The organism is Variovorax sp. MHTC-1 (assembly GCF_003984645.1).
Classification (GTDB): domain Bacteria; phylum Pseudomonadota; class Gammaproteobacteria; order Burkholderiales; family Burkholderiaceae_C; genus Variovorax.
Window position 1 is genome coordinate 1 of sequence record NZ_RWKI01000036.1, and the last position, 25,613, is coordinate 25,613.

A 25,613-nucleotide genomic window follows, 5' to 3' on the forward strand; every position below is an offset into this window, starting at 1 on the left:
GACTGGCTCGGCGCCGCAACGAAGGCGCCGAGCAGGTCCGTCATGCGCGGCGCGAGGCGCTCGAGGGTCGCGGCAAGATCCGCGGGAGCGATGTGCAGGAGGGGCGGTGTGGAACTCATGGCAATACCGGTTGGGCGCAAGCTTCATGCCTCAGGCTGGGCCAGCATACCCCCGCCTGATCAACCGCAGTCGATGCCGCGCGGACAACTAGGCAGAACGCTTCGAGCTTGTCGGCCTTGTTGCGCAAGTGGCGAGCCTTTGCAGTGCTATGGGCTGTGTATCCGAGAAGCGTCGGTTCGCTCGCGTGAGTGAATAGCTGAATCTGCCGCCCCTCAACCCATCTCGAATGGCCTCGCGACAGAACCTCGACGGATCGCCCGCGAGCTTCCGACGCGCGCGCTGCGTCCGCGCCCGCGCCGTCGGCCATCCTCAGCGCGCCATACCAGGAGAGGAGACTGGTCATTGTCACCGCTGGCCGGGACGGCCATCCCCCGTAGGATCCAGGCATGCCCAAGAACCATGACCTCTTCGCAAGCTCTGCATCCACCTGCGCATGCCGTCCTTGCTTGGCCCCGGCGTTCATGAGGAACGCGATCTCCCGTTCGAGCCGGGCGCTCCCAAGATCACGCTTGGCGAGCGCTGGACCTTAAGACTGGCGAAAGCGTCTACTCCGGCATCGGTCCGATGGAAATCCTCAGGGCTTAAGTCACGCGGCACCTCGTCGGCGCGGGTGAAGTACGAGCTGGAGAGAACTTACTGGTTAGGACGACTCCTGCCCCGCAAGAAGCTTTCGACCGATGCGCAGTAGTTCGAGCACGTATAGAGACTGTCCCTGCGGTCACGGCACCGATCTCCCTCTCCTCCTACCGTCGTGATTGCCCTGGCCCTCCGGTGAATCGTTGCCGGAGGGCCTTTTCGAGAAGTGTCGCGCTACGCCGCCCCCTGTGTGCGGCGCGCGACACATCGTGGTTCAACGGTTCAAGTATTCCTGCGCGGCGGTTTCTTGCCGGCACCTCTCACTACTCCTGCACGAGCACGACACCAACAACTCTCTGGTACCGCCACGCTTGGTGGCTGCCCTGTGCGTGCTCGGCGTTCGCAGTCGCCCTGATGGTGACCACGCTGCACCCACCGGGCAGAGCACCTGGCGTCTGTCGCGATCCCAAGCGCCCTGCCCTGGTCTCTCGCCCTTCTTCTTGACTTCGGCGAAGGGTTCGCCGATCGTGCGCCGGTGGATCGGCCTCCGCGCTGATCAGATGCGATACACGGTCGATGGCGTCGCGGGTCTGGCTTCGGTTCGGAGATCAACACACTCGAGGGGGATCGGACGTGAATCAGAACCATCTCGACCAGTTCTTGCCCGCGATCTTCAGGCGGTGCAGCCTGAGCGCGCGACGCCATGGTCGACCTGCTATGCACCGATGCGACGAAGAAGCACCTGCTGCTCGCCGGTGGCGGCTTTGCACACATCTACGGGCCAGACGGCTCGCCGCTCGGCACGAACCTGGCCGAGACCGAAGGGGGTTTCGTCGTCGCCGACACCGACCTCGGCCTGATCTCACTGGCCAAGGCGGCCGCCGATCCCAGCGGCCACTACTCGCGGCCCGACGTGACGCAGTTGCTCTTGAACAAGACCCGGCGGGAAGCCGTCGTCGTCTACACATCTCCCGCGGCTGAGATGACGGAGGCCACGCCCGCGGCGGAACCCACCGCGGCGCCGGCCCTGTCTGACTGAGCGGAGGACCGCATGAGCATCTATCACGACCAACAGCGCCAGTTGCAGGACGCGTTCGACACGCGCCGGCTGGCGGACGTCATCGAGACCCATAACCTCCACGACACCTTCAACCCGCTGGATACCGCGTTCATCGCGACGAAGGATTTCTTCTTTCTCGCGACGGCCGATAGCTCGGGAAAGCCAAGCTGTTCCTTCAAGGCGGGTCCGGTGGGCTTCGTCAAGGTCGTCAACGACCGCACGCTGGGGGAGCCGACAAGGCGCTTGAGCTGCTCTCTCAACCCGGCCTCCAGTGACGCCATTATCTCAGCCGCAGACGAGCATTCGCGCGCCATTCGAAGTCCTTGGCCCTCAAACAATGGCGCCCATTCGATGTCGTTCTGCCGGACTGACTCGGCATAGATGTCATCCGCAGCCAGTGCCTGGTAGGGCCACCCTAGGATCGGCGCGGCCGTGGCATCCACCGCCCGGATCGCTTCGTTGTGGAAGGCCCGCGCCGGCCGGCCTGTCAGGGCGCGAGTGATCACGGTGTCGGTTTCGGTGGCCTCGATCAGGCGACGGCGGTAGGCCGCGAAGCTGCCGCTTTCAGTGGCCAGCAGGAATCTGCTGCCCAGCTGGGCGGCCTGGGCTCCGAGCACCAGGGCGGCAAGGACGCCGCGGCTATCCATGATGCCGCCGGCGGCAACGACCGGAACCTGCAAGGCGTCCACCATCTGGGGTACCAGGGCCAGCGAGCCGACGAGCGGCGCCTCGACTCCCGAAGGGAGGTCGAGCGTGGAGCGATGGCCACCCGCCTCGCTGCCCTGCGCAACGATCGCATCGACACCGGCGGCCTGCAGTCGCAATGCGTCGGCCACCGACGTAGCCATAGCCATGACGAAGGCGCCCGACGCTTTCGCCCGGTCGACCCAGGGTCCTGGGTCACCCATCGCGAAGCTCACCACCGGAACCCCCGCTTGGCACACGAGGTCGAACTGTGCGTTCATCGGCGAAGGCGGCAACTGCAGCGAGGTGGCGCCGGGCGCCAGCCCGAGCCTTGACCGTCCGGCGTCGAGCGCGCGCTGCATGCCGGCAACGTCCGACGGCATGGCGTCCGGCGGCGCAAGCAGGAAGTTCACCCCGAAAGGCCGCGCGCTCAGTCGCCGCACCGCGTCGATCTGCTCCCGCAGCTGGTCCAGCGAAAGGCGCGCCGCGGCGAGCATGCCCAGCCCGCCGGCGTTGGACACGGCGGCGACCAGCGCAGGCGTGGTCCAGCCGCCCGCCATGGGTGCCTGCACGATGGGCAAGTCGACGCCGAGGCGCATGCACAACGCAGTCCTCAGAAAAGAGTCGCGCAAGTCGATGGCTGACATGGTGTTCCTCCGGAGCCGAGGATTTGGAGTATCGGTCGCAGCCACGGTTCTGGGCCACCGAACTATCGAAGCGAATCACGGCCGCTCACGCTTGGCGCAGCCTAGTGGGGTGAGATTGCCCGGTTGCGGCCGGTCATGTAAGGCGGCTCATGGCCCGCATTCTGCCTGTCGGCAATCGAGGAACCACATGATGTCGTCCCACCGAGTCACCGGGTTGAGATCTGGGCCTCGATCTCCTTGATCACAGCCTCCTTCTCCTTGTTGTAGACCTGCGGGTTCGCCGGGTCTATTGCGTGAGCTCGATCCTTGGCTTCCTCGTACCTTCTACGCAGATCCGGGCGACGGTTGAGGATGCCCATGAAAGCCAGGGAGTCCTTGTGCACTGGGTCTCCGCGGTGGCAGATGTGCACGTTGATGTTGAATCGCCGCCCATCATGCAAGACGGAAGCGCAGACGTAGGGCTTCTCATCCCTATCCACCCAAACTTCCCGACGGTGGAAGCCCGCGAGCTCAAAGGTGCGTTGCTCGGCTCGAAGATCCTCGCGGCTCGTAATTGCCGCAATGTCGATCATGGGCTTGCCGCGCAGACCGACGACAGCCGTACTGCCAATATGCACCAGTTCGATTTTTTGCAGGTGCGACCTCGCATACGCCTGCACCTTGGAGAAGACGTCGCTGTAGGCAGGGTCGTAAGGCACGACGTTCCGGTGCTCAAGCCCCTCGTCGAATGCGTCGAGCGTCATATGGCCTGGTTGTGTGAGTGACGGCAGTCGATCGAATTCTGCTCCGTTCGCGAACGACCGGTCCTGGCCGAATTCGGGTTTCCGTAAGCGTGGCCTACCCGTCTTTGGTCGCGCGCTTGACGGTGGCCAGAAGAGCGCCCGCGCCGATGAAAGTGACCCCCGATAACTGGTTGAAGGCCTTTGCCCTACCCTTGACTCGCAACCACGGAGAGAGGCGCGAAGCGAACGCCGCATAGGACATGAGCCAGAACAACTCGAAGAAGACGAAGGTGCCACCAAGGATGGCGAACTGGTACAGCTGAGGCGCAGCCGGATTGATGAACTGCGGGAAGAACGCGGTGAAGAAAAGCAACGCCTTCGGATTGCTTGCCCCCACCAGGAAGCCCTTCGCGTAGAGCGCCTTCCTGCTGGAGCGGCTGGCCGTGCCGGAAGGAATGTCGAAACTGGTCGTCGTGGAGCGCAGCGTCGCGATACCGATGTACAGCAGGTAGCCGACGCCGAACCACTTGACTGCGTGAAAGAGCGTCTCAGACGCGGCGAGAACGGCACCCACCCCGACAGCGGAGCAGGCCATGATGCCAACGACGGCGGTGACGCTGCCAATGGCTGAAAAGAACGTGCGTTGGAGCCCATGATTCACTGCGTTGGTAACGCACATCAGAACGCTCGGACCGGGCGTGACAGTCAACACGAAGACAGCGACGACGTACAGCAGCCAAGTTTCCAGGGACATGAAGATTCCTAACGGGTAGCCAGACATTGTGAGGGAATTAACGGCACGGCCAGCGCCTCCATGGCTACCGATGTGCGCGCCTCGAATGCCCGCTCCTCAGCGAATTCAGCAGCGCGGCCGACCGGCCGGTTCTGGCCCGCATCCTGCCACACAGGCTCTTTGACCAGCTGCTGAGGAGTCGTCATTCGGCCGGCGGCGCTCGTCCTTCGCCGTGCCAAACAGGTCTCGGTCGCATATCCAGACAACGAACGGAAAAAGACAGAACAAGCCGACCCACCCCCAAGGCGACTTGGTGATAGCCCCCGCCGTGTAGGCCCAAATTCCGCCCGCAGCAAGCAGCCAAAAGGAGATGCTGCCAATAAGGAGAGACAGCCAAGATCTCTTCCTTGTGAACGGCCTCACGCGACGTTTTTCCATGTTGGTCATCTGCGTTGAACTGGAGGGCTATGTCGAAGGTCTGCTACTGGCCGAGGCCGTGTGGACGGCCGCATCTGGGCGCGAGGAAGCTTGGGCCTGATGACGGCGCATTGGGCGCCCTCACGAGCACTTCGGGCGGACCTCTCGCCCTTCCACGGCCCCTTTGACCGCGGCCAGCACGGCGTGCTGCAGCGCCACGGGCAGATCAGGGCGGTGGCAGAGCGAATAGGCCAGGTTCGGCGCCCCGTCCTCGAGTGCCACGAAACGGATGTCCGGGCGCGCAATGCAACGCAACGACTCCACGACCAGTCCGACGCCCGCCCCTGCGGCCACCAGGCCGATCAGCGAAATCGACGTGGTTGCGCACTGGCTGATCTGGACCGACAGGCCGGCGCGCGAAAAGTAGCTGATGATCCGATCAAAGGCCACCGGGCCGACGTCGCGGCGCACGCCGATCAGCAGATGCGGTGCAAGGTCCACCGCACTGACCGACCGTGCGCTCGCCAGCGGATGGGCAACCGGCACCACGGCGAGGTACCTGTCAGTCATCAGCTCGTGCATGACCAGATCGTCGCGTGACGATGGCGGATGGACGATGGCGAAATCGAGCCGTCTGTGCGCCACAGCTTCCTCCAGATCCTTCGAAACGCCTTCCGTCAGGGCGAGCGCCACGTTCGGATGCGCCTCGGAAAACGCGCGTAGCGCGTCGGGCACCAGCGAGAGCGCGGCGATCGGCGTCAGGCCGACTTCAAGGCGGTCGAACGCGCCGCGACCGATCGCGCGCGCGGCTTCCTCGGTTTCCGCGGCGCTCCACAAGAGGCCCTTCGCGTGCCGCAGCAGCCGGGTGCCCCGCTCCGTGAGCCGGACACCCCTGGCCTCCCGGTCGAACAACGCATAGCCGAGCTGTTCTTCGAGCCGCTGGATCCGGACGCTCAGCGCCGGCTGCGACATGGCCAGCATCGATGCGGCACGCCGGATGTTGCCTATCTCTGCCAGCATGACAAAGCACCGCAGTTGCTTCAGCTCCATGAGGCCTTCACAGATATAGAAAAAAGCGATGCCTGCATCAAGGTTTCGACAAGTAGGCTGTCCCTCGGAGCGAATCGAACGCAGCAACTGATCGCACGCAGCACCGGCCTTCAAAAGTGTACCGAGGCTCGGGACCCCATTACCAGCATCCATGCAAATCCCAATGACATCTCTCTCTTCGCATGATGAACGGCAGGCCCACGCAGCGCCTGACGATCTGGCAACCACAGCCCCGCTGACGCGCCGGGCCTTCCTGACTGACGGCGGCAAGACCGGCGTAGCCGGCATCCTGGCGAGCACGCCCATTGCCGTGCCCGTCACGGCGGCCGCCGAATCGCCTGCTGGCGCAGAGCCATCGGTTGAAGTTGATCTCGCCCTGCGCGTCAACGGGACCGCGCACGCACTCAAGATCGACGCGCGTACGACCCTGCTGGACCTGCTGCGCGAGCGCATGGCCCTGCCCGGGACGAAAAAAGGCTGCGACCACGGTCAATGCGGCGCGTGCACCGTGCTCGTCGACGGGCGTCGCATCAACTCGTGCTTGGCACTCGCGCTGTCGCACGACGGCGCGGAGGTCACAACGATCGAGGGGCTGGCCCGCGGCGAAACGCTGCACCCCATGCAGGCCGCCTTCATCAAGCACGATGGCTTCCAGTGCGGCTATTGCACCTCGGGGCAGATCTGCTCTGCCGTGGGCATGCTGCGCGAGGCCAGCGAGGGCGCGGCCAGCCACGTCACAACCGACGTCCGGCGTATCGGACGGGTGCAGCTTAGCGACGACGAGATCCGCGAGCGCATGTCCGGCAACATCTGCCGCTGCGGCGCCTATCCGGGCATCGTGGCCGCTGTGCGCGAAGTCAGCCTGATGCTGCGTTCGCGCAGGAGCCAATCATGAAGCCCTTCGTCTTCACCCGAGCCACGGACGCGGACGCGGCAGTCCAGGCGGCCAGCCAGCCGGGGGCGAGCTTCCTGGCCGGTGGCACCAATCTGGTCGACCTGATGAAGGAAGGCGTCGCTGCGCCCGAACGGCTCGTCGACATCAATCGCCTGCCCCTGGCAGCGATCGAAGCGCAGGCCGGCGGCGGCCTGCGTCTGGGCGCGCTGGCGCGCAACAGCGACACCGCCGACCATCGCTTGGTGCGTCTCAGCTTTCCGCTCGTGGCGCAGGCCGTCCTTGCCGGCGCCTCGGGCCAGCTGCGCAATGCCGCCACCAACGGCGGCAACCTGCGTCAGCGCACGCGCTGCCCCTATTTCTACGACGTCAGTCAGCCCTGCAACAAGCGCGAGCCCGGCACAGGCTGCAGCGCCCTGGAGGGCTTCAACCGCAGCCACGCCATCCTGGGCACCAGCCAAACGTGCATTGCCACGTATCCAGGCGACATGGCGCAGGCGCTGCACGCGTTGGACGCCGTGGTGCAGCTGCAGGGACCGGCGGGCCGCAGGACCATTCCGATCACCGAGTTCCACCGCCTGCCCGGCGACACGCCAGAGCTCGACGCCAATCTCCGACCCGGCGAGCTGATCACCGCCATCGACCTGCCAGGCGACGGCATGCGATTCGCGCAGCGCTCGCACTATCTCAAGGTGCGCGACAGGGCCAGCTATGCCTTCGCACTGGTGTCCGTGGCGGCTGCGCTCGACATGGACGGCGACCGGATCCGGCAGGCGCGCCTGTGCCTGGGCAGCGTGGCCCACATGCCTTGGCGCGCGCGCGAGGCCGAGGCGCTGCTGCAGGGCGCGCGGCCCGGCAGGCAGGCGTTCCGGCAGGCGGCGGAGGCCGCGCTGGCCGGCGCCACGGGTTTCGAACACAACCGCTTCAAGATCGAGATGGCCAGGCGAGCGATGGTGCGCGCGCTCGAAACGGCGAGTCGGATGACGGCATGAACAACAGGACCACGCAATTCATCGGGCAGCCGGTCGACCGCGTCGACGGCCGCCTCAAGGTGACCGGTCAGGCGCGCTATGCGGCTGAGTTCTTCTACGACAGACTGGCGCACGGCGTTGCCCTGAGCAGCACCGTGGCGGCGGGGCGCGTGCGCGACGTGGACACCGCGGCGGCGGAGCAGGCGCCCGGCGTGCTGCTGGTGCTCTCGCACAAGAACGTGCCGAGGATGCCGCTGCCCGCACCTGAGACGCCGCAGAACCGCTTCAGCCGATCCGTCCCGCTGTTCCAGGACACCGTGATCCACCATCACGGCCAGCTCATCGGTTTCGTGGTGGCCGAGACGATCGAGCAGGCGCGGCACGCGGCGCGGCTGATCGAGGTCAGCTATGACGCGGCTGAGCCGAAGATCGGCTTCGACGCCAACGTGGAGAACGCCTATGCGCCGAAGACCGTCAACGCCGGCTACAAGACCGACACCGAGCGCGGCAACCTGGACGAAGGTCTTCGGGCCGCGGCGGTTACTATCGACGCTGTCTACAACACGCCGATCGAGCACCACCACCCGATGGAGACGCATTCCACCATCGCAGCGTGGGACGGCGACAGGGTGACGGTCCACCATTCCCTGCAGATGGTGGTCGAGGCAGTGCCTGCGATCGCCGCAACCTTCGACATCCCGCGCGAGAACGTGCGAGTGCTGTCGCCGTTCGTCGGCGGCGGCTTCGGCTGCAAGATCCTCACGCGCGACAACGCGATGCTTCCGATTCTGGCCGCACGCCTGCTGAAGCGGCCGGTCAAGCACGTGCTCACGCGCCAGCAGATGTTCATGGTCGTTGGCCTGCGCCAGCACAACCGCCAGCGAATGCGCATTGGCGCGGACGCGGCCGGCAGGCTCACCGCGCTGGGCCACGACATCCTGACGCACACCTCGATGCACGAGGAGTTCGTCGAGCAGTCGGGCGTCATCTCCCGGATGATGTACGAGGTTCCGAACTCGAAGGTGACTCACCGGGTCTTCCGGCTGAATGTGCAGACGCCGAAGTGGACGCGCGCGCCGGGCGAAGCGCCCGGCAGCTTCGCGCTGGAGTCGGCCATGGACGAGCTGGCCGCGAAGCTGAAGCTCGATCCCATGGAGCTGCGGGCGATGAACGACACCGGGACCGACCTGGACACGGGCAAGCCGTTCGCAAGCCGTTCGCTGATCGAGTGCATGAAGATCGGCGCCGACAGGTTCGGCTGGAGCAGGCGAAGTCCGACGCCGCGCGGCAGAAGGCAAGGCCACTGGCTGGTGGGCTACGGCATGAGCGCGGCGTCGCGCGGCGCACCGCACCGCGGCGCTTCGGCCAACCTTCTGCTCACGCGAAACGGCCGCGACGTGCGGGCGGTGGTGGAAATGTGCGCCACCGACCTGGGGACCGGCAGCTACACCGTGATCGCGCAAACCGCTGCCGAGACGCTGGGTCTGCCGCTGCACAAGGTCGAAGTCAGGCTCGGCGACTCGGCGCTGCCGCCCACGCCCGGGTCCGGCGGGTCCTGGGGCGCGAACAGCTTCTGCACCGCGGCCCTGGCAGTCTGCGAGCTCGCCAAGCAGCAGTTGCGAGACCAGGCGAGCCTCAGGTTCATCCGCGAGCCGACCGCCGCGGAACTGCTGCAGGCGGCCCAGTTGAACGGATGGCGCGCCACCCACACCGCCACGCCGGCAGCGGACATGGCCAGCTACTCGCACTACGCCTTCGGCGCTAACTTCGCCGAGGTGTGGGTCGACGAAGACCTTGGCACGGTCCGCGTGCCACGCTACCTGGCGGTGATCGCGGCCGGTCGGATCCTCAACCCCAAGACGGCGGCGTCGCAGGTGGTCGGCGGGATCGTATGGGGTATCGGCAACGCGTTGATGGAAGAGTCGGTGCTTGACGCCCGTCGCGGTCATTTCGTTACCCGAACGCTGGCCGACTATCACGTGCCGGTCAATATGGACATCGGCGACGTGCAGGTAGTCTTCGCACCCGAGACCGACACAAAGGTCAACCGCCTGGGAGCCAAGGGTGTCGGCGAGATCGGCATCACCAGCGTTGCGGCGGCCATCGCTAACGCGGTCTACAACGCCACCGGCCGCCGAGTGCGGGACCTGCCCATCACGCCGGACAAGCTGTTGATCGAGACCTGACGGGTGTGCGGCGCAGTTGCGCAAGCGGCGAAAAGTGAAGCTTGTCGCTGAGACTACCTGCGGTGTGCGGTGGCCTACAAGACTAGCGATCGCTCATGCTTACTTGCCTCTCTCCCAAGGCCATGCGAAACAGTAACTCGGTGCCTACGCGGTCCAGCAGCGACTGCGGCCCGTGGTCAATGCACGAAGTTCGTGCTTGGGCAGAAGCACCAGTTGCCGCTTCTGTGTGAGTTGCGGGATAGACCACTGCGGATTCAACCGGTCGATGCAACACACTAAAAACTGCGTGAGCAGAAGGAGTGTTGCAGATGAAGTATCGAACGCGGACCTACTACACGGACAGCCAGAAGGCGCTCATGTGGGAGCGCTGGAAGCAAGGTGAGACGCTTCACCAGATTGCGCAACTGTTCGATCGATCGCATTCGTCGATCCAACGGATCCTGGCCGAGACAGGCGGGATACGCCCGCCGGAGCCTCGCCGTTCCAGGTTGGCGCTGACCTTGGCCGAGCGAGAGGAGATCTCGCGTGCTGTGGTGGCTGGCTTTTCGATCCGCGCAATCGCCACGATCCTCGGGCGTGCGCCCTCTACGGTCAGCCGCGAGATCAAGCGCAACGGTGGTCAAGGATGCTATCGGGCGACTCAGGCCGACCAGGCAGCCTGGGACCGGGCCCATCGCCCCAAGCGCTGCAAACTGGCCGAGAACCAAACCCTGACGCGCATCGTGACTGGCAAGCTCCAGTTGCAGTGGTCGCCGGAGCAGATTGCGGGGTGGCTAAAGCATACTTATTGGAAGCTTGAACTCTCGGCTGAATTGCCTTCTCGTTCCCATGAACCACCTCCGGTTTCATCTTCCACCTTAACAAGGTGTCTTTGAAACCGGCAGCAGCCCACAGAAGCACGAAAGGCGAGAGCTGCAAACTAATGTGGCAGCAATCAGTAGTGCCGCGCGAAACTACCTAGGCGAGGCATCCAGCTATGGGTACTTGCTTGCTGGAATGTGGTTGAAAAGTGCGACGCTGAGCTCAGCGGACGGGCGGGGTGCTCACAGATTCCTGGAACGATTCGCCCTGACTCTTGAGGACGCGCTAGCAGGCAACGGTTCCGCCACCGCGCAATCGCAAGATTCATCGCCTGAAGCGAAGGTCATCGTTAAGTGCCCTTTCTGCAGCCAACGACTGCGAGTCAATAGAGGTGCCAATCTGGAGGCGACATGCCCGAGATGCCACACAGTCATCGACGTCGATGCCAGGTCAAAACACGGAGCGCAATGAGTCTCGCGCTCGCGCCGCGCGTGGGTTTGCTCGATGGGTATTCTCCGCGTACAAGCCCCATCTTCTGCCTGAATCAGCTCATCTGCCCCCCCTTTCCGGGCACAGGAATGAGCGCTCCCATGCCAACACTCAAGGTCACAGAACCGCCCGCAATCAAAGCGGAAACTCCGACTTTCGAGCCGCCAAGCGATCCGGTGACGGAAAAGAACTTCCCGCCGTGAGCGTCTCGCGATCCAGGGCGCTCCATTTCGACCAGAGCAGCAGTTGCGGGAAGGCTCGTCACCGCTTCGTTCTCGAGGCCGGTGTTTGTGGACGAATGTGCCTGACCCGTTTCTTTTTCTAAGCGGCCGACTTACGGGCACACGTTCGATATCCCCACCCAAGCACGACTATTCCTCGGTCACTACGATTCGAGTTGAGCCTCCTGCGCACGCCGCCTAGAACGAAATTCCCCGATGTCTGAGTTTGATTTGCCCGCACAGGCGGCTGCGGTTCGCAGCGCGCTTGGTGCCCATGGAATTCGCCATGCTTTAGCGATGCTCAATGACAGGACGCAGTACCGATACACGGCCATCTACAAACTGAGCGGCGATTCATTGAAGGCCGAGCACGTTTTTGACCGTGCCTCTGAATACCGCACTTGGTTGAAAGCAGTCCCCTTGCAGAAGAGCTTCTGCCAGCACGCGATCGAGCAGGGCGAGTTTGCGACCAGTCACGTCTCCAAGGACAGGTCCCTGGTCAGCTATCGCCCCTTTGTTGGCTTGGTTGAGTCGTACTACGGGCGGCTGCTGACACGTGCTTCCGGGGCACCCTATGGCACGTTCATCCATTTCGATCTGGAGCCACGCGTCATTGATGCTGCGGAGGTCTCCTTTCTCCAGCAAGTGACTCCGATGTTTCTTGACTACCTGGACTGACTTGCGCCCTCCAGTACTGGCGAGCCAAGCTTCCGACTGCACCTCGCCCAACTTGCCGACGGCGTCCCCTAACCAGCACCGTCGCAGCAGTCTCGATGTACCGGTCGCCGCCCGTGACCATGCGTATGCCCACGCTCAAGGATATGTTCCTCCGTCGTTGTTTTTTTGATGCCACAACTTTCACGGTCTCCATGAACTGAAGGCTTCAATGTCTCTCGTTTGGCACGCGCTCAACGGACCGATGGCATAGAGTTCGATGGGCCACTTTTGAAATGGCGGGAGAAGTAGACGTGCCAATGACACTCCTCACGCAGCTCTGCGCTGCTGAGGTCCCTATCAAAGTTTGCGACCAGGACGAGATCGAGAAGCTGGCGGTGCTCAGGTCGGCGGCCTTGGTAGAGGCTGATATCCCACCGATGCTTGTGGAAGATGGATGCTGCCGGTACCAGGGACCTGCAGTATTGCGGAAGGTGACCAATGAAGGTCGTGCTGCAGCCAGGACGCACGAGCGGAGCGAGTCCGCGGACTAAACCCAAAACAGGAGTATGCGGGTCTCGCGCGGGCGAGCGATCGGCAGGCCGCCGAAGATCACCTTTCCCGTGACCGCTCGTATCCCGGTTGCACAAACACGTAGCGCACCGCCGCGGCGGATACAAGCACCCTCTCGCGGGTCCCAGCCGTCAGTTTCGCCCGCGTTCGCGAGCAGGAAGTGGCAACAGGAAGCGTGTTGCCGCTGGTACCGTCACCCCGCCACGAGTACCAAACTGCTGCTTCCTGACCCTGAGCGGAGCAAAGCCGGCCGGTCCAGTTATGGGTCCCATCCGTCGAAGAAGAAGCGTGCTGCATCAAGATAGACCTCACGCAGGTCCAGAATCATTTGACAGTCGGAGGCCGTTTGGTCGCGAGCACGTGTGCGATATCTGCGTGCACGATCGACGTCCCAAGCGAGTAGAGGCTCGCTCGCGCACCTGATCAACCCTCAGTACATAGGCGGATTTCTCGATCATTGTGAATGGGCTTGTTGAGCGCTGCCCCCGAACCCTTTCCCCTGCTGGAACGAGCGCAACCCAGATTTCTTAGTCATAAATGACCACATCTCGGTTTTTTTTTGTAAATCTGGGGGATCTCACAGGGAGAAAATGACCACATCTTTAGGAAACCTACGCCGGCGCAGAAGGCGCGACCGGCGCCGCTGAACAGCAGCATGCGTGCGCCATTGGCGGGATCGGACACCTGTCGGACTGCATCGGCGATTTCGGCATACATGCTCTCCGAAAAGCTGTTGAGCCGGCTCGGCCGGTTCAGCGTGATGCACGCCTGGCCATCCGTGATCGAGAAGATGATTGTCTCGTAGTCATTTTGTCAGTTGGGTAGATTGAGGACGTTGTTCGCGATGATGTTCTGCTGAATCGTCCGAGCCGGCGAAGCAGTCGTCGGCGCTCTTACGAACGAGTTGGACGTCCTCCTTATTGACCATGCGGTCAGCGTGGACTGAACCGCGTTCAAGGCTTCGACGCCTCCTCAGGCTCCAGGTCGATGAAGGCGTCCGCTGCGAGGCAACCGCCCCCTTCAGGGAGGACCAGTACGGGGTTCAGATCAATGCCGCGCAGCCGTGGTCCTGCGCCCGCAGCGAGCTGCGAAAGCCGAACCATCATCATCGCCAGCGCGCCGATGTCCATCGGCGGTCGGCCGCGTGCGCCTTGAAGCAAAGGTGCTCCGCGGATCGATCGGATCATTCGCAGGGCGGTTGCTTCATCTAGCGGGCAACGGTGCAGGGTCACGTCTTTCAGAACCTCGACGAAGATCCCGCCAAGCCCGAACATCAGGACAGGACCAAACAGGGCGTCTTGATGCACGCCCAGGATGCACTCGACTGCACCTTCGATCTGCTTCGCGACGAGGACACCATCGATGCGCGCCGCCGGCGCGGTTTGCTTCGCGCGTTGCAGCAGCAGGTCGTAGCCAAAGCGGACCCCTTCGGCGTCGAGCACGTTCAACAGAACGCCACCAATCTCCGACTTGTGTGCGATGTCGGGCGAAAGAATCTTCAAGACGACGGGGAGGCCAATTTCCTCGGCGGCTTCAACTGCTTGAGCGATATTCATGGCTTCCTGCTCAGGCACGCAGGTCAATCCGAACTGCTTAAGCCAGAGCTTGGTCTGTCCCTCGTTGAGTGCGCCGTTGGGCAGCTCGACTTTCGTGGATAGCTGGGCGCGCCTAGGCGTCGGGCGAGCGAACGCTTCTCCGAAGCGTCCCATGGCGTCGATGGCCTTCACGGCGCGTGTTGGATCGCTGAAGACGAGCAGCCCTTCGGCTTCGAAGGCGCCTTCCACCTCCGGAGACCCAATCAGCGACATCACAAATAGCCGGTCCGGATAGCGATCCCTCGCCGCAGCGATCTGCTGACGCAGCTCGGGCGCAATCGAGGGGGTTCCGCCCGCCTGCGTGAAGAAACTCAGAATCGACCTGTAGCCACCTTGGCCAGCGATGGCATCGGCGAACTTGCCTATGGTGGGAAGCTCATTCAGAACCTGCGCTGTGCAATCCACTGGGTTCCGGACCGAGGCGAAGGGGATTAGCTCCTTGAGTTGGACTTGCGCCTCCTGGGGCATCTCGGGTAGGCGCAGGCCGAGGTCTTCGCACGCGTCGCTGACGAGCACCCCAGCGCCTCCGCTGATGGTCAGCACGCCTAGGGTGTTCTGAACGGGGTAGATCCGGCGCGTCGCAAGATGCGCAATATCCAGAAACTCTTCGGCCGACGTCGCGCGGACCACGCCGTACTCCGACACGACAGCGTCGAAGACCTCGTCATCGCCGGCAATGGCCGAAGTATGAGACTGAGCGGCGCTGCTACCGAGTGCGCTGCGGCCGGTCTTCATCAGGACGACGGGCTTGCGCGCTGCGTGGGCTGCCTCGAGCGCCTCCAGGAACGAGGAGGCGTCACGGATACCTTCCGCATAAACCGCGATGACATCCGTGTCCTCGTCTTGGACCAGCCATTTCATCGCCTCTCCGACAGTTACGTCAGCTTCGTTCCCGGTGGTTATGCAGATCGGGACGCCGATTCGGCGCTCGCGTGCCGAGGTGAAGATGTGTGCAGCGAACGCGCCCGATTGACTTGCGATGCCAATCCGCCCCTTGAGCGGCCATCCGCCTTCGAACGACGTCGAGAACGTGGGATAGTAGCCAATGCGATCGTTGTAAAGCCCCATCGTGTTGGGCCCGAGCAGTCGCATGCCATGGCTTCTGGCAACTTCCAAGACCCCGTCTTGAGCGTTCCTGCCGGCCTCATCGACCTCCGCGAAGCCGGAGCTGAAGACCACCGCAGAGCGAACTTTCCGCTTGCCCAGCGAATCGATGACGCCGCGAACGTGGCTTGCGGGAACGGCGACGATGGCCGTATCCGGGGTGTAAGGAAGCTCTTCAACGCTCGCGTACGCTGTCAACCCTTGCACGGTCTTGCGCGACAGGGTCACCGGCAAAACTTCACCGGAGAAGCCACGCTGCCGCATGTATGCGACAGGCCGCCCGCCGATCCGTCTTGGATCGTCGGAGGCGCCGATCACCGCGACCGATTTGGCCGCGACGAGCCCATCAAGGGCGGAACTCAGGCTCATTGAGCTACTCCGCTGTTGGAGCGCAGCGCTGGACCGTCGTACTCGATCTGATCCAGGGTGATCTGGCGCCAACCGGGTTCGCGCACCTCTTCTTCAAAGGCATGGGCGAACAGACCAGCGGTGCGCGGAACAACGATGAATGCACGGGCAACGCGCCAGTCGAAACCCATGTCCGAGATGATCGCGCCGATCGCGGCGTCGATGTTCGCAAGAAGCTGGCGCCCCGTCTTGGCGACGAGAGCTCGTTCAAGGGCGCGAGTCATGCGAATGTGGTCACCCGACAGACCCAGCTCGTCCGAGAGGGCGAACAGGACCTTGCCGCGGGGGTCGCCGGACGGATGCTGCGGATGACCGAAACCGTCCAGTCGCTTGTGCTTGCGAACAAACTCGCGCGCAACCTCATCGTAGTCTCGGCCCGTGTCGTTGCTCTCCTTGACCAGTTCTTGGATGTAGCGAGAGAATTCCTGGCCAGCGCCACCATGGATGTCGCCAAACATCATCGCTCCCGCGGCGACCGAGCATTGGATTGGAACACCGGCGGCCTGGATGAAGCGCGTGACTGTGGACGACGGAGAGATGCCGTGTTCGGCCGAGCATATGAAGATCGCGTTGATGATCTTCGACTCGTTGCCCTTGGGGAGTTCGCCGCGATAGAGCAGATAGACCAGCGCGCCGAAGTCGATCTTGCCCACGAGGTCCTTCAGGACGTCGTAGCCTCGAATCACCATGCCGTCATGGGTCGCCTCCGCGATGGCCGTGCGCCAGTACTTTTGCTTGGGGGGGGTGTCGCTCATTGCGGTCTCCTTCATAGGGTGGTTGGTTGCCGTGGCTGCACCGCGCAGCTGTCGCGGGCATCAACCGTATCGGTCTACCCACGCAACGCGACATGCAACGTCCAGGATGTGGATGTTTTCGTTCAAGGTTGGCCGTACGGGCTTACGATTCGTGGGCAATGACTCAACGCACTACTGGCCCGAAACTCCCTGCCGATCGCTTGCAAGGGACGCAAACGCTTGAGCGCTCAGTGGGCCTGGTGAAGCTGGTCGCTGCACATGGACACGGCGGGTTGAGAATGGCCGACCTTGTGGAGCTCAGCGGCCTTGAGCGGCCCACCGTGCATCGAATGGTGCAGGCTCTCATCGAGCTCGAGCTCCTGCGAAGGCCCACGGGATCCAAGCGCTATGTCCTAGGCGAATACTGCAGAGAGCTGGCGGCGGCGTTTGCAGATCGATCTGATCTCCGAGCCATCTGTGAGCCAGTGCTCGAGGGGATCTCGGCCGAGACGGGAAACAGTACCTTCCTCATCATTCGCATAGGCCTGGATTCGTTGTGCGTCGCCAGGGCCATCGGCAGCTATCCGATTCAGGTGCTTGCCGTAAAGATTGGCAACAGACAGCCGCTGGGAGTTGGTGCGGGCGGTTTGGCGATGCTGGCCATGATGCCCGTGGCCGACCAGGAAGAGGTCATCAGCGCGAATTCCCCGCGCCTGTCCGGGTACGGCACCCTGACCGCTTCTACGTTGCGCGCGATCTTGCGCGCAACGCAAAAGCGAGGACACGCGGTCATCGGTCACTACAGCGTCCCTGGCGTCATCGGTATCGGGGTCGCGCTGCGCAATAGCAGTGGCGCGGTACTGGGGGCCATCACGACGGCTTCTGTTGAGAGTCGTATGACCCGTGTCGATCAGCAGAGTGCAGTGCATTGTGTCGAGCGCCATGTGCTTCTCGTCCAGGATCAGCTGGACGCGCTCTGACCCTCCGCATCGTTGGCAACGCAGCGAGGTGCTGTGCACGGGGAAAGGCACCGGACCATGCGAGCCGGGAGGTGTCGGGCGGGGGCCGCGAGGCATCTGTCCGCCAACTATCCGAGTTGACCTCCATTACCCATTGAGTGAACGCATGTGTTCCGAGCCGAGCCTTTCACATTGAGACGCCGAAAATGTGATCTCCCATAGGCGAGACGAACGTCGCCGGCGGAAGGCTTGTGTTAGCCACCTGACCCTCCGGCGACGAGTTCGATCGCCCAGATGAGGAGTATTCAAGCGGCGGCGACAGTCTGGTGGTCTTGGTACACCATGCGCTCGCGCGCACGGCCTCCCACCAATGGGCACCAACCGGAGAAATCTTCGCCACCAGTGGCATCGGTAGGCTGAACAGCCTACCGGCCGGCTTGCCGGCGAATAGGTCAACGTCAGAAGGTGCGGCGACCCTCCCGCAAGCTGTCTGTGTGAGTGTTCATTCGGCGAAGCATCCGCTTTGCTCGCAACAATCAGAACGCCGAAATCAATATGAATGATTCTCAATACGAGGATTGCCCACATGGCAAATGCGATGTCGTATTCACTTCTACGCTCACTTCTGAGACCAGCTTAGACGAGGCTAAATGATGCAAGACCTAATCATCCGAAACGTAAATCTCTTTGACGGTTCGGGCAGCGAATCAATCAACGGAACGGATGTCGCCGTCAAAGACGGCAAGATCACCCAAGTCGGTCGGGCGCTCGGCCTTGACGCCGCCGAAGTTATCGACGGCACGGGCAAATCGCTGATGCCGGGCATCATTGACACCCACACGCACTACGACGCTCAGATCACGTGGGACCCTACCGTGACCCCTTCGTCCGCACATGGGGTTACCACAGTGCTGATCGGAAACTGCGGGTTCACTATCGCACCGAGCAAGCCAGCCGACCGCGAGCTTCTGATGAAGAACCTCACCCAAGTCGAAGGCATGTCTTTGGATGTGCTCCGTGAAGGGATCAACTGGGACTTTGAATCGTTCGAGGAATACCTTGCAATGATCGAGCGGCAGGGCGTTGCGGTGAACGTGGGCGCGTTCATTGGCCACTCGGCGCTACGCAACTATGTACTGGGCGACGACGCTTCCAAGCGCGTTGCCACGCCGGCCGAAGTCGAAGCCATGGCACACCTGATTCGAAACGGCATGAAAGCAGGCGCCATAGGCTTCGCCACGTCCTACTCGCCACAGCACAACGGCTGGGGTGGCATCCCGATGCCGTCGCGGATCGCAGACGAGTTCGAGTTCACGGAACTGGTCAAGGCCATGGGCGAAGCCGGCAAGGGCGTCTTCATGATCACTAAGGGCGGCATCGCAAACGTTGCGTTCTTGGAGAAGGTCGCTGCCGAGGCGGGCTGCCCCATGATGATCGCGGCCATTCTCCATAACTCCACACTGCCGGATCTGGCCCTCTCCGATCTGAATGAGATCAAGGCCGCCCGTGCCCGCGGCATCGAGCTGTACGGACAAGTGGCATGCACCCCCATCACCTACGACTTCACGCTGGCCGGCGCGTATCCATTTGAAGGCATCCAGGCATGGAATCCTGCGATGAAGCTGCAAGGGGAGGAGCTCAAGATGTTGCTGGCCAGCAATGAGTTCCGCAACGCCGTCAAGAACGAAATCGAAAACCCACCCGCGGGCATCCGCCGCCTGTTCAACGGGGACTGGCACAAGATCGAGGTGCTGATGACGACGCAGGAACAGCACAGGAAGTACGACCAGCGCAACGTCGGAGAACTCGCCGCAGCGGAAGGAAAGCACCCCCTGGACTTCCTGCTCGATCTCGGGCTCGCAGAGAACCTTGCGACCGAGTTCACCGCGATGCTGTTGAACTCAGACGAGGACGAAATCCAGAAACTGCTGGTTCACGATGCCGCCTCCGTAGCGCTGTCGGACGCTGGCGCACATCTGACCTTTATCTGTGACGCGGGCTTTGGGCTGCACCTGATGGGCCACTGGACGCGCGACAAGGGCATCATGACTCTGCCGCAGGCCGTTCATGAACTCACTGCCAAGCCAGCTCGCATCTTCCGCATCCCCAAGCGGGGACTGATCGCCGAGGGCTACTTCGCTGACCTGCTGCTCTTCGATCCGGCAACCGTTGGACGTAGTGCGCGATACAAGGTCCACGATCTGCCAGGCGGCAACTCCCGGTTGCACACAGACCCACTGGGGGTCTTCGGCGTGTGGGTCAACGGGAAGAAGATCTCGGACGGCAAGGGGCAAGCCAACGGCGATCACAAGGCCGGCATGGTGATCCGCGACTTCGAGCACTGGAGCTGATCGGCATGAATTCCCCCGCGTATCCCCGCCTTGGCCTGTATATCGGCGGTGAGTGGCTGGACGCGCGCGCTCGTCCAGGGAAAGACGTCATCGACCCCGCCGTGGGAACTCCCATTGCGGAGGTTCCGTTCGCCACTGAGCAAGACCTACATCGCGCAGTCGACTCGGCAGTGAGCGCCTACCCCATCTGGCGCGCCACCTCTGCGCACAAACGCAGTCAGATTCTGCGCGGCGCAGCGCAACTCATGCGCGAGCGGATCGAACGCATCGCTGGCACGCTGACCCAGGAACAAGGTAAGCCCATTGCCGAGTCGCGTATGGAAATCGCGCTGAGCGCGGACATCGTGGACTGGTACGCCGAGGAAGGCATGCGCCTGTACGGACGCATCGTTCCGTCGCGTACCCTAGGAACGAGCTACCGGGTCGTGCAGGAGCCAGTGGGACCCGTTGCAGCCTTCACGCCATGGAACGTCCCGGCGGTCACCCCGTGCCGCAAGATCGGCGGCGCTTTGGCGGCCGGATGCACGTTGGTGATCAAGGCGGCTGAGGAGACCCCCGGGGCCTGCGTGGAGATCGTCAAAGCCTTCGAGGACGCCGGTCTGCCGAAGGGCGTACTGAACCTCGTCTTCGGCACACCGCACGACATTTCAGCGCAGCTCATCGCCGATCCCGCGATCCGCAAGGTGTCGTTCACGGGTTCGACGGCGGTCGGCAAGCATCTGGCGAAACTTGCCGCCGACGGTCTCAAGCGGCTCACGATGGAGTTGGGTGGTCATGCCCCGGTGCTTGTCTTCAATGATTGTGATGTGGAGAAGGCCGCCTCCATGTGCGTCGCTGCCAAGTTCCGCAACGCGGGCCAAGTCTGCGTCTCGCCAACCCGGTTCTATGTTCATACCAGCATCTTTGACCGCTTCGTCGGCGCCTTCACGCAGCGCGCGGGGGCGATCAAGACCGGCAACGGACTGGATCCTGAGACACAGATGGGGCCTCTCGCGAACGGCCGCCGCGTCGACGCAATGAGAAGCCTCCTGGACTCGGCGCGCCAGGAAGGTGGAACGGTCATGACAGGCGGCGCTGCGAGAGGCGAAGCCGGCTATTTCTTCCAACCAACAGTGGTGACGGATCTGGCCGATTCGGCGCGTCTGATGACGGAAGAGCCGTTCGGGCCGATCGCCGGATTCGCCCGCTTCGACAGCCTCGACGAGGTCATCCACCGCGCCAACAGCCTCCCCTATGGTCTCGCGAGCTACGCCTTCACAGAATCTCTCCGCACGGCTAACGCCATATCCGAGGGGCTGGAAGTTGGCATGTTAGGCGTCAATACGTTCGCCATCTCCGTCCCAGAGACACCTTTTGGCGGTGTCAAGGACAGCGGCTATGGCTACGAGGGCGGCATCGAAGGTCTCGACGCTTACACCGTCAAGAAGCTGGTGGCCCAAGCATGAGAGAAATGGCAAAAAGCAAAGTCGTGCTTATCACCGGAGCAGGCGGCAACCTTGGGCGAGCGGTGAGTCGAGGGCTTGTCGGCGCGTATTCTCTCGCACTTGCCGACTTGCACCTCGATGCCGGCAGCGTGGCCTTGAGCACCCGCCCGAATGTCGCAGCTTTCGAAGCCGATCTCATACACCCCTTCGGAAGCCAGGCGTGTCGTACACGATGTGGTCGGCCGTTTTGGTCGCATCGATGCTGTTTGCAATCTCGTTGGAGGGTTCGCATCCGGAACGGCTGTACACGAGACGAGCCTCGAGACGTGGGAGCGAGTGCTTAGCCTCAACCTGAAGCCAATGCTCAACGTATCGGCAGCCGCCGTTCCCTACATGAGCGAGCGCAGAGCAGGGGCAATCATCAACATCGGCGCTGGCGTCGCGCAGAAGGGACTCGCGAGAATGGGCGCGTACATCGCGTCAAAGAGCGCCGTTCAGCGAATCACCGAGTCCATGTCCGCAGAGCTTCGCGAAAGCAACATCAACGTCAACTGTCTGCTACCCGGCGCAATGGACACCCCTGAGAACCGGGACGCCATGCCTGGGAACGAGCAGTTGATCGACCTGGACGGAATCGCGCATGTGATCCGCTTCCTCATCAGTGACGACGCCAGAGTCATCAAAGGCGCCTGCATCAACCTCGCCTAGAAGGCAATAAAGGAGACTCGATGATTTTCAAGTTTGCAATCCAAGCCGCTGCCGGCGTTTCGATGGCCTTCGCCGCCGCGTTCCCCGCGACCGCGGCGGAGTTCCCGGATCATCCGGTGCGCATCGTGGTGCCGGCGAGCGCGGGGGGTGCATCAGACATCCTCGCTCGCATGATCGCCAAGAAAGTTGGCGACGAGTGGAAGCAGCCTCTCGTCGTGGACAACCGCCCCGGTGCCAGCGGGCTGATCGGAAACGACGTGGTCGCCAAAGCCACAGGCGACGGCTACACGGCGCTGGTGGGGTCGACCATCCTTGCGCAGGCACCTGCCCTATATCCAAAGCTCGCCTACGACGTGTTGAAGGACCTGACCCCGGTCACCATCATCGCGCTCAGTGCCAACGCCTTGGTCGTCCCTGCCGACAGTTCTGCAAAGACATTGGCTGATTTTGTCAAGCTGGTGAAGGCAAATCCGAAGAGCTACAGCTTTGCCAGCAACGGCAACGCAACCACGTCGCACATGCAAGGGCTTCAGCTCAACAAGATCGCGAGCCTCGACATGGTGCATGTGCCGTTCAAAGGGAGCGCCCCTCAGCTTCAAGCAGTGCTTGCCGGTGAGGTCAACTCTGCAATCATCGACCTGGGTTCTTCCAAGCCTCAGATCGTCGCGGGACGGGTTCGCGCCCTTGCAGTGACAGGTGAGACGCGCCTGAAGTCCCTGCCGAACGTCCCTACCTTCAAAGAACTGGGGTTTCAGGGATTCGAGGGCGTGGGCTGGATCGCTCTGATGGTCCCCAGTGCGACGCCCAAGGAGATTGTTGCGAAATACGCCCAGTCGGTGCGAACAGCGCTTCAGTCACCTGAAGTGGTCGCCAAGATTGAGGAGATGGGCATGGGCCCGATCATCATCAGCCCCGAAGACTTTGCGAAGAAGCTGCGCAGCGATATCAACTACTGGGCGGGCATCGTGAAGGAGCAAGGCATCAAGCTCGACTGAGGGTTATGAAAGCATTTCAGCTTCTCAGGTTCGGCGACGCGCTGGTGCAGCGCGAATGGGAGCTACCCGCGCTGACCGGCACACAGTTGCTTGTCCAAGTTCTTGCTGCCGGCGTCTGCCACACCGACCTCCACGTCAAGGAAGGCAGCTTCGACATTGGCGACGGTCACTCCTTGCACTTTGCGTCGCGAGGACTGCAACTGCCCAAGGTTCTTGGGCACGAGGTCGTAGCCAAAGTTGTTGCCGTCGGCACCGATGCACCATCGACCCTGGTCGGCACCACCGCGTTAATCTATCCCTGGATCGGCTGCGGCAATTGCCCCGCATGCAGCGCCGGACGTGAAAACCTTTGCGCGACACCCGCGTTCCTTGGAACTTGGCGCGACGGCGGCTACGCCACCCATATGGTCGTGCCTCACTGGCGATACCTCGTGGACATCGGCGACGTCGACGTTGAGAAGGCGGCTCCCATGGCCTGCTCGGGTCTGACGATGTACAGCGCTATCAAGAAGCTGGGCTCCCGGATCCTCGAGTCTCCAGTGCTCATCATCGGCGCAGGAGGACTCGGCCTGATGGGTGTCGCGATTATTCGGGCGCTCGGGGGCGCCGGCGTGGTGATCGCCGACATCGACCAGTGCAAGCTGGACGCCGCAGAGGCAGCAGGCGCAATGGCGACGTTGAATGTTGGAGTGGATGGCTGGCGCTCTCGTGCCGCGACGATCTTTCCAACTGGGGTCGCGTCGGTGATCGATTGCGTCGGGAATACCGCGACATCAGCAGTTGCCTTCGAATTGGTTGGGAAAGGCGGAAACATCGTTCTCGTTGGCCTGTTCGGCGGGAAATCGGCGTGGCCGCTTCCGCTCATCGCGTTGAAGGCCGTGACCATCCAGGGCAGCTATGTCGGGAACTTAGGGGAACTCCACGAACTCATGGCCCTCGTCCGATCGGGTGCCGTCAAGTCCGACTTTGTTACCCAGTTTCCGCTGGGCAAAGTCAACTCCGTGTTGGAAGAATTGGCCAAAGGTCGAATCGTGGGGCGTGCGGTCCTGACGCCGGACTGTTGTTGAATGACTGCCGGGGCTCCCGCGATTGAAGTGGGCCCTGAGACGACCGATTCGAGAAGGTCTTGATCGGGACGCGTCCGGGAGCCGTAGTTTCGTAGCTCATCGAAGCGCATCGATTGCCATTGATGGCCTATAGTTGGGGGTAGTTGGACCGGAACAATTCGGACTGCGCCTTCCAGAAGCACAGACCTCCGGCAAACCGATATGTCCTCCGCACCCGAGCTCAACCACAACTGGCTGAACCTTGGAATTGACCTCACGTCGCTGAGGCTCTTTTGCGCTGTCGTCGCAGAAGGGAGCCTGGTTCGCGCTGCGGAGAAGGAAGGCATTGCTGTATCCGCCATCAGCCGTCGCCTTTCTCATCTTGAAGACCGCTTCGGCGTCCAGCTTCTCTTTCGCGGGGGCCGCGGCGTGAAAGTCACACGGGCAGGCAAGACTTTGCTGAGCCACATCGGCTTGCTGTTTCACGGCTTGGATGCATGTCTTGAAGACGTGCGCTTGAGCGCCCGGGCGACGCAGATTGAAGAGCTTCCTCATGTCCGGCCAGACTACGAAGGTAAGGTCACCCTCCATGCGAACCTCTCGGCCTTCTTGGATTTTCTACCCAAGGCTCTGGTCACGTTCGCGCGCGACTACCCGCGCATTCAGCTGTCGCTTCAGGAAAGGACGAGCAGCGAAATCGTTCTCGCGGTCGAGACGGGGTCCGCGGACATTGGTGTCATCTGGGATCTAGGGATCAAGACTGATCTCGAGGTAGTTCCATGCAAGAACGAACGATTGGTTGTGCTTTTGCCTGAGGACCATCCGATGGCTTCCACCGGTACCTCCGTGAGCTTTCGTGAACTTGCCGCGCAACCCTTCGTTTGCATCTCCAACGTCGCGCCCATCCTGCATCGATGCCGCGAAGAAGCCATGGCAGTGGGCCACGTTCTATGGGAGCGCTGCGAGGTCAGCAACCTCGACTGCGCCAAGGAATTGGTCGCGGCGGGGATCGGCATTGTTATCGCACCGGAGGCCAGTGCGGCTCCTGATCAGAATAGTCATCGCATCGTTCACCGACCGCTTTCCGACACCTGGGCACATCGCGTTCTCTCGTTGTGCTTCCGCTCCCGCTCCGAGCTGTCTGTGGAAGCCCGGCTTCTCATGGAGCGGCTGCGAGGCCATGCGGGGTCGACAAGACCGTCCACTTTGCAGACCTGACTGAGCCTGCTTCGCGAGCTGCCCGATTGCTTGCGGTCGCGCATGCCCGCGTGAATTGAGCGCTCGTGGAACTGTGGTCGTTCCACTGGACGCATTCGGCCGGCTTGAGAGGCCGCGGCCGGGCGGAGCGCCACTGGCGTTTGGCATCCCTCCGATAGCGAATTCTGCCCTGCGCCTGAACGTCCGGTCGTGGCCGACCCGGCCACACCGGCGTTCCGAACTGATGGTTCGCTTCGCCAGACATTGGCACCTCGATGCCCTCTGCTGCAAGGCAG

The 25,613-nt window shown here is 62.6% G+C and carries 19 protein-coding genes and 2 pseudogenes; 14 read left to right on the forward strand and 7 right to left on the reverse strand.

Features of this window, described 5'->3' with window-relative positions; genetic code table 11:
* Positions 1-1,399 precede the first annotated feature (1,399 nt).
* Positions 1,400-1,735, forward strand: a complete 336-nt coding sequence (locus EJI01_RS26965) for a hypothetical protein (RefSeq protein ID WP_312846090.1) — start codon at positions 1,400-1,402, stop codon at positions 1,733-1,735.
* Positions 1,736-1,747: 12 nt separating this feature from the next.
* The gene (locus EJI01_RS29750) at positions 1,748-2,137 is read left to right on the forward strand and encodes a pyridoxamine 5'-phosphate oxidase family protein (RefSeq protein WP_409513986.1); all 390 of its coding nucleotides are present in this window, start codon (positions 1,748-1,750) and stop codon (positions 2,135-2,137) included.
* Here EJI01_RS29750 and EJI01_RS26970 read toward each other — a convergent pair.
* The 4 genes and pseudogenes from EJI01_RS26970 to EJI01_RS26985 all read right to left on the reverse strand — a co-directional run.
* Positions 2,038-3,087: pseudogene (locus tag EJI01_RS26970) on the reverse strand (NAD(P)H-dependent flavin oxidoreductase); the annotation flags it as partial. The gene EJI01_RS29750 and the pseudogene EJI01_RS26970 sit on opposite strands and share 100 nt — an antisense overlap.
* Positions 3,088-3,293: 206 nt before the next feature.
* Positions 3,294-3,830, reverse strand: a complete 537-nt coding sequence (locus EJI01_RS26975) for a GrpB family protein (protein ID WP_126840189.1) — start codon at positions 3,828-3,830, stop codon at positions 3,294-3,296.
* Between the two features lie 94 nt (positions 3,831-3,924).
* Positions 3,925-4,563: a LysE family translocator gene (locus EJI01_RS26980; RefSeq protein WP_126840190.1), complete on the reverse strand. Its 639-nt coding sequence runs from the start codon at positions 4,561-4,563 to the stop codon at positions 3,925-3,927.
* Between the two features lie 537 nt (positions 4,564-5,100).
* Positions 5,101-6,009, reverse strand: a complete 909-nt coding sequence (locus EJI01_RS26985) for a LysR family transcriptional regulator (protein ID WP_126840191.1) — start codon at positions 6,007-6,009, stop codon at positions 5,101-5,103.
* A 163-nt stretch (positions 6,010-6,172) separates the two neighbouring features.
* Here EJI01_RS26985 and EJI01_RS26990 point away from each other — a divergent pair, with 163 nt between their 5' ends.
* The 5 genes and pseudogenes from EJI01_RS26990 to EJI01_RS27010 all read left to right on the forward strand — a co-directional run bounded on the left by EJI01_RS26990 (position 6,173) and on the right by EJI01_RS27010 (position 12,247).
* The gene (locus tag EJI01_RS26990) at positions 6,173-6,904 is read left to right on the forward strand and encodes a 2Fe-2S iron-sulfur cluster-binding protein (RefSeq protein ID WP_126840192.1); all 732 of its coding nucleotides are present in this window, start codon (positions 6,173-6,175) and stop codon (positions 6,902-6,904) included.
* Positions 6,901-7,893 (forward strand): FAD binding domain-containing protein, encoded by a 993-nt coding sequence (locus EJI01_RS26995; protein ID WP_126840193.1) that lies wholly within the window; start codon positions 6,901-6,903, stop codon positions 7,891-7,893. The genes EJI01_RS26990 and EJI01_RS26995 overlap by 4 nt, the downstream gene beginning before the upstream one ends.
* Positions 7,890-10,058 (forward strand): xanthine dehydrogenase family protein molybdopterin-binding subunit, encoded by a 2,169-nt coding sequence (locus EJI01_RS27000; protein WP_126840194.1) that lies wholly within the window; start codon positions 7,890-7,892, stop codon positions 10,056-10,058. The genes EJI01_RS26995 and EJI01_RS27000 overlap by 4 nt, the downstream gene beginning before the upstream one ends.
* A gap of 308 nt (positions 10,059-10,366) precedes the next feature.
* Positions 10,367-10,846 (forward strand): annotated as a pseudogene (locus EJI01_RS27005) (transposase); the annotation flags it as partial.
* A gap of 939 nt (positions 10,847-11,785) precedes the next feature.
* Entirely contained in the window at positions 11,786-12,247 is a 462-nt protein-coding gene (locus EJI01_RS27010) for a hypothetical protein (RefSeq protein ID WP_126840195.1), read from the forward strand.
* A 1,080-nt stretch (positions 12,248-13,327) separates the two neighbouring features.
* Here the strand turns inward: EJI01_RS27010 and EJI01_RS29755 are convergent.
* The 3 genes from EJI01_RS29755 to EJI01_RS27025 all read right to left on the reverse strand — a co-directional run bounded on the left by EJI01_RS29755 (position 13,328) and on the right by EJI01_RS27025 (position 16,658).
* Complete coding sequence (locus EJI01_RS29755; protein ID WP_126840196.1) at positions 13,328-13,591, reverse strand: enoyl-CoA hydratase/isomerase family protein; 264 nt, start codon at positions 13,589-13,591, stop codon at positions 13,328-13,330.
* 158 nt (positions 13,592-13,749) lie between these two features.
* Complete coding sequence (locus EJI01_RS27020; RefSeq protein WP_126840197.1) at positions 13,750-15,864, reverse strand: acetate--CoA ligase family protein; 2,115 nt, start codon at positions 15,862-15,864, stop codon at positions 13,750-13,752.
* Positions 15,861-16,658, reverse strand: coding sequence for a citryl-CoA lyase (locus EJI01_RS27025; protein ID WP_260602708.1), 798 nt, complete (start codon positions 16,656-16,658; stop codon positions 15,861-15,863). Before EJI01_RS27025 ends, EJI01_RS27020 begins: the two co-directional genes overlap by 4 nt.
* Positions 16,659-16,816: 158 nt before the next feature.
* Between EJI01_RS27025 and EJI01_RS27030 the strand changes: the two genes are divergently transcribed.
* From EJI01_RS27030 to EJI01_RS27060, 7 genes are all read left to right on the forward strand, one after another.
* On the forward strand, positions 16,817-17,617 hold the full coding sequence (locus EJI01_RS27030; protein ID WP_126840199.1) for an IclR family transcriptional regulator: 801 nt from the start codon (positions 16,817-16,819) through the stop codon (positions 17,615-17,617).
* A gap of 629 nt (positions 17,618-18,246) precedes the next feature.
* Entirely contained in the window at positions 18,247-19,947 is a 1,701-nt protein-coding gene (locus EJI01_RS27035) for an N-acyl-D-amino-acid deacylase family protein (protein WP_126840200.1), read from the forward strand.
* A gap of 5 nt (positions 19,948-19,952) precedes the next feature.
* The gene (locus tag EJI01_RS27040; RefSeq protein WP_126840201.1) at positions 19,953-21,392 is read left to right on the forward strand and encodes an NAD-dependent succinate-semialdehyde dehydrogenase; all 1,440 of its coding nucleotides are present in this window, start codon (positions 19,953-19,955) and stop codon (positions 21,390-21,392) included.
* A 150-nt stretch (positions 21,393-21,542) separates the two neighbouring features.
* Positions 21,543-22,079 carry an SDR family NAD(P)-dependent oxidoreductase gene (locus tag EJI01_RS27045; protein WP_126840202.1) on the forward strand — a complete coding sequence of 179 codons (537 nt, stop codon included), beginning with the start codon at positions 21,543-21,545 and terminating at the stop codon, positions 22,077-22,079.
* Positions 22,080-22,099: 20 nt separating this feature from the next.
* Complete coding sequence (locus EJI01_RS27050; protein WP_126840203.1) at positions 22,100-23,074, forward strand: Bug family tripartite tricarboxylate transporter substrate binding protein; 975 nt, start codon at positions 22,100-22,102, stop codon at positions 23,072-23,074.
* A 5-nt stretch (positions 23,075-23,079) separates the two neighbouring features.
* Entirely contained in the window at positions 23,080-24,141 is a 1,062-nt protein-coding gene (locus EJI01_RS27055; RefSeq protein ID WP_126840204.1) for an alcohol dehydrogenase, read from the forward strand.
* A gap of 201 nt (positions 24,142-24,342) precedes the next feature.
* Positions 24,343-25,338, forward strand: coding sequence for a LysR substrate-binding domain-containing protein (locus tag EJI01_RS27060; RefSeq protein WP_126840205.1), 996 nt, complete (start codon positions 24,343-24,345; stop codon positions 25,336-25,338).
* Positions 25,339-25,613: the final 275 nt, after the last annotated feature.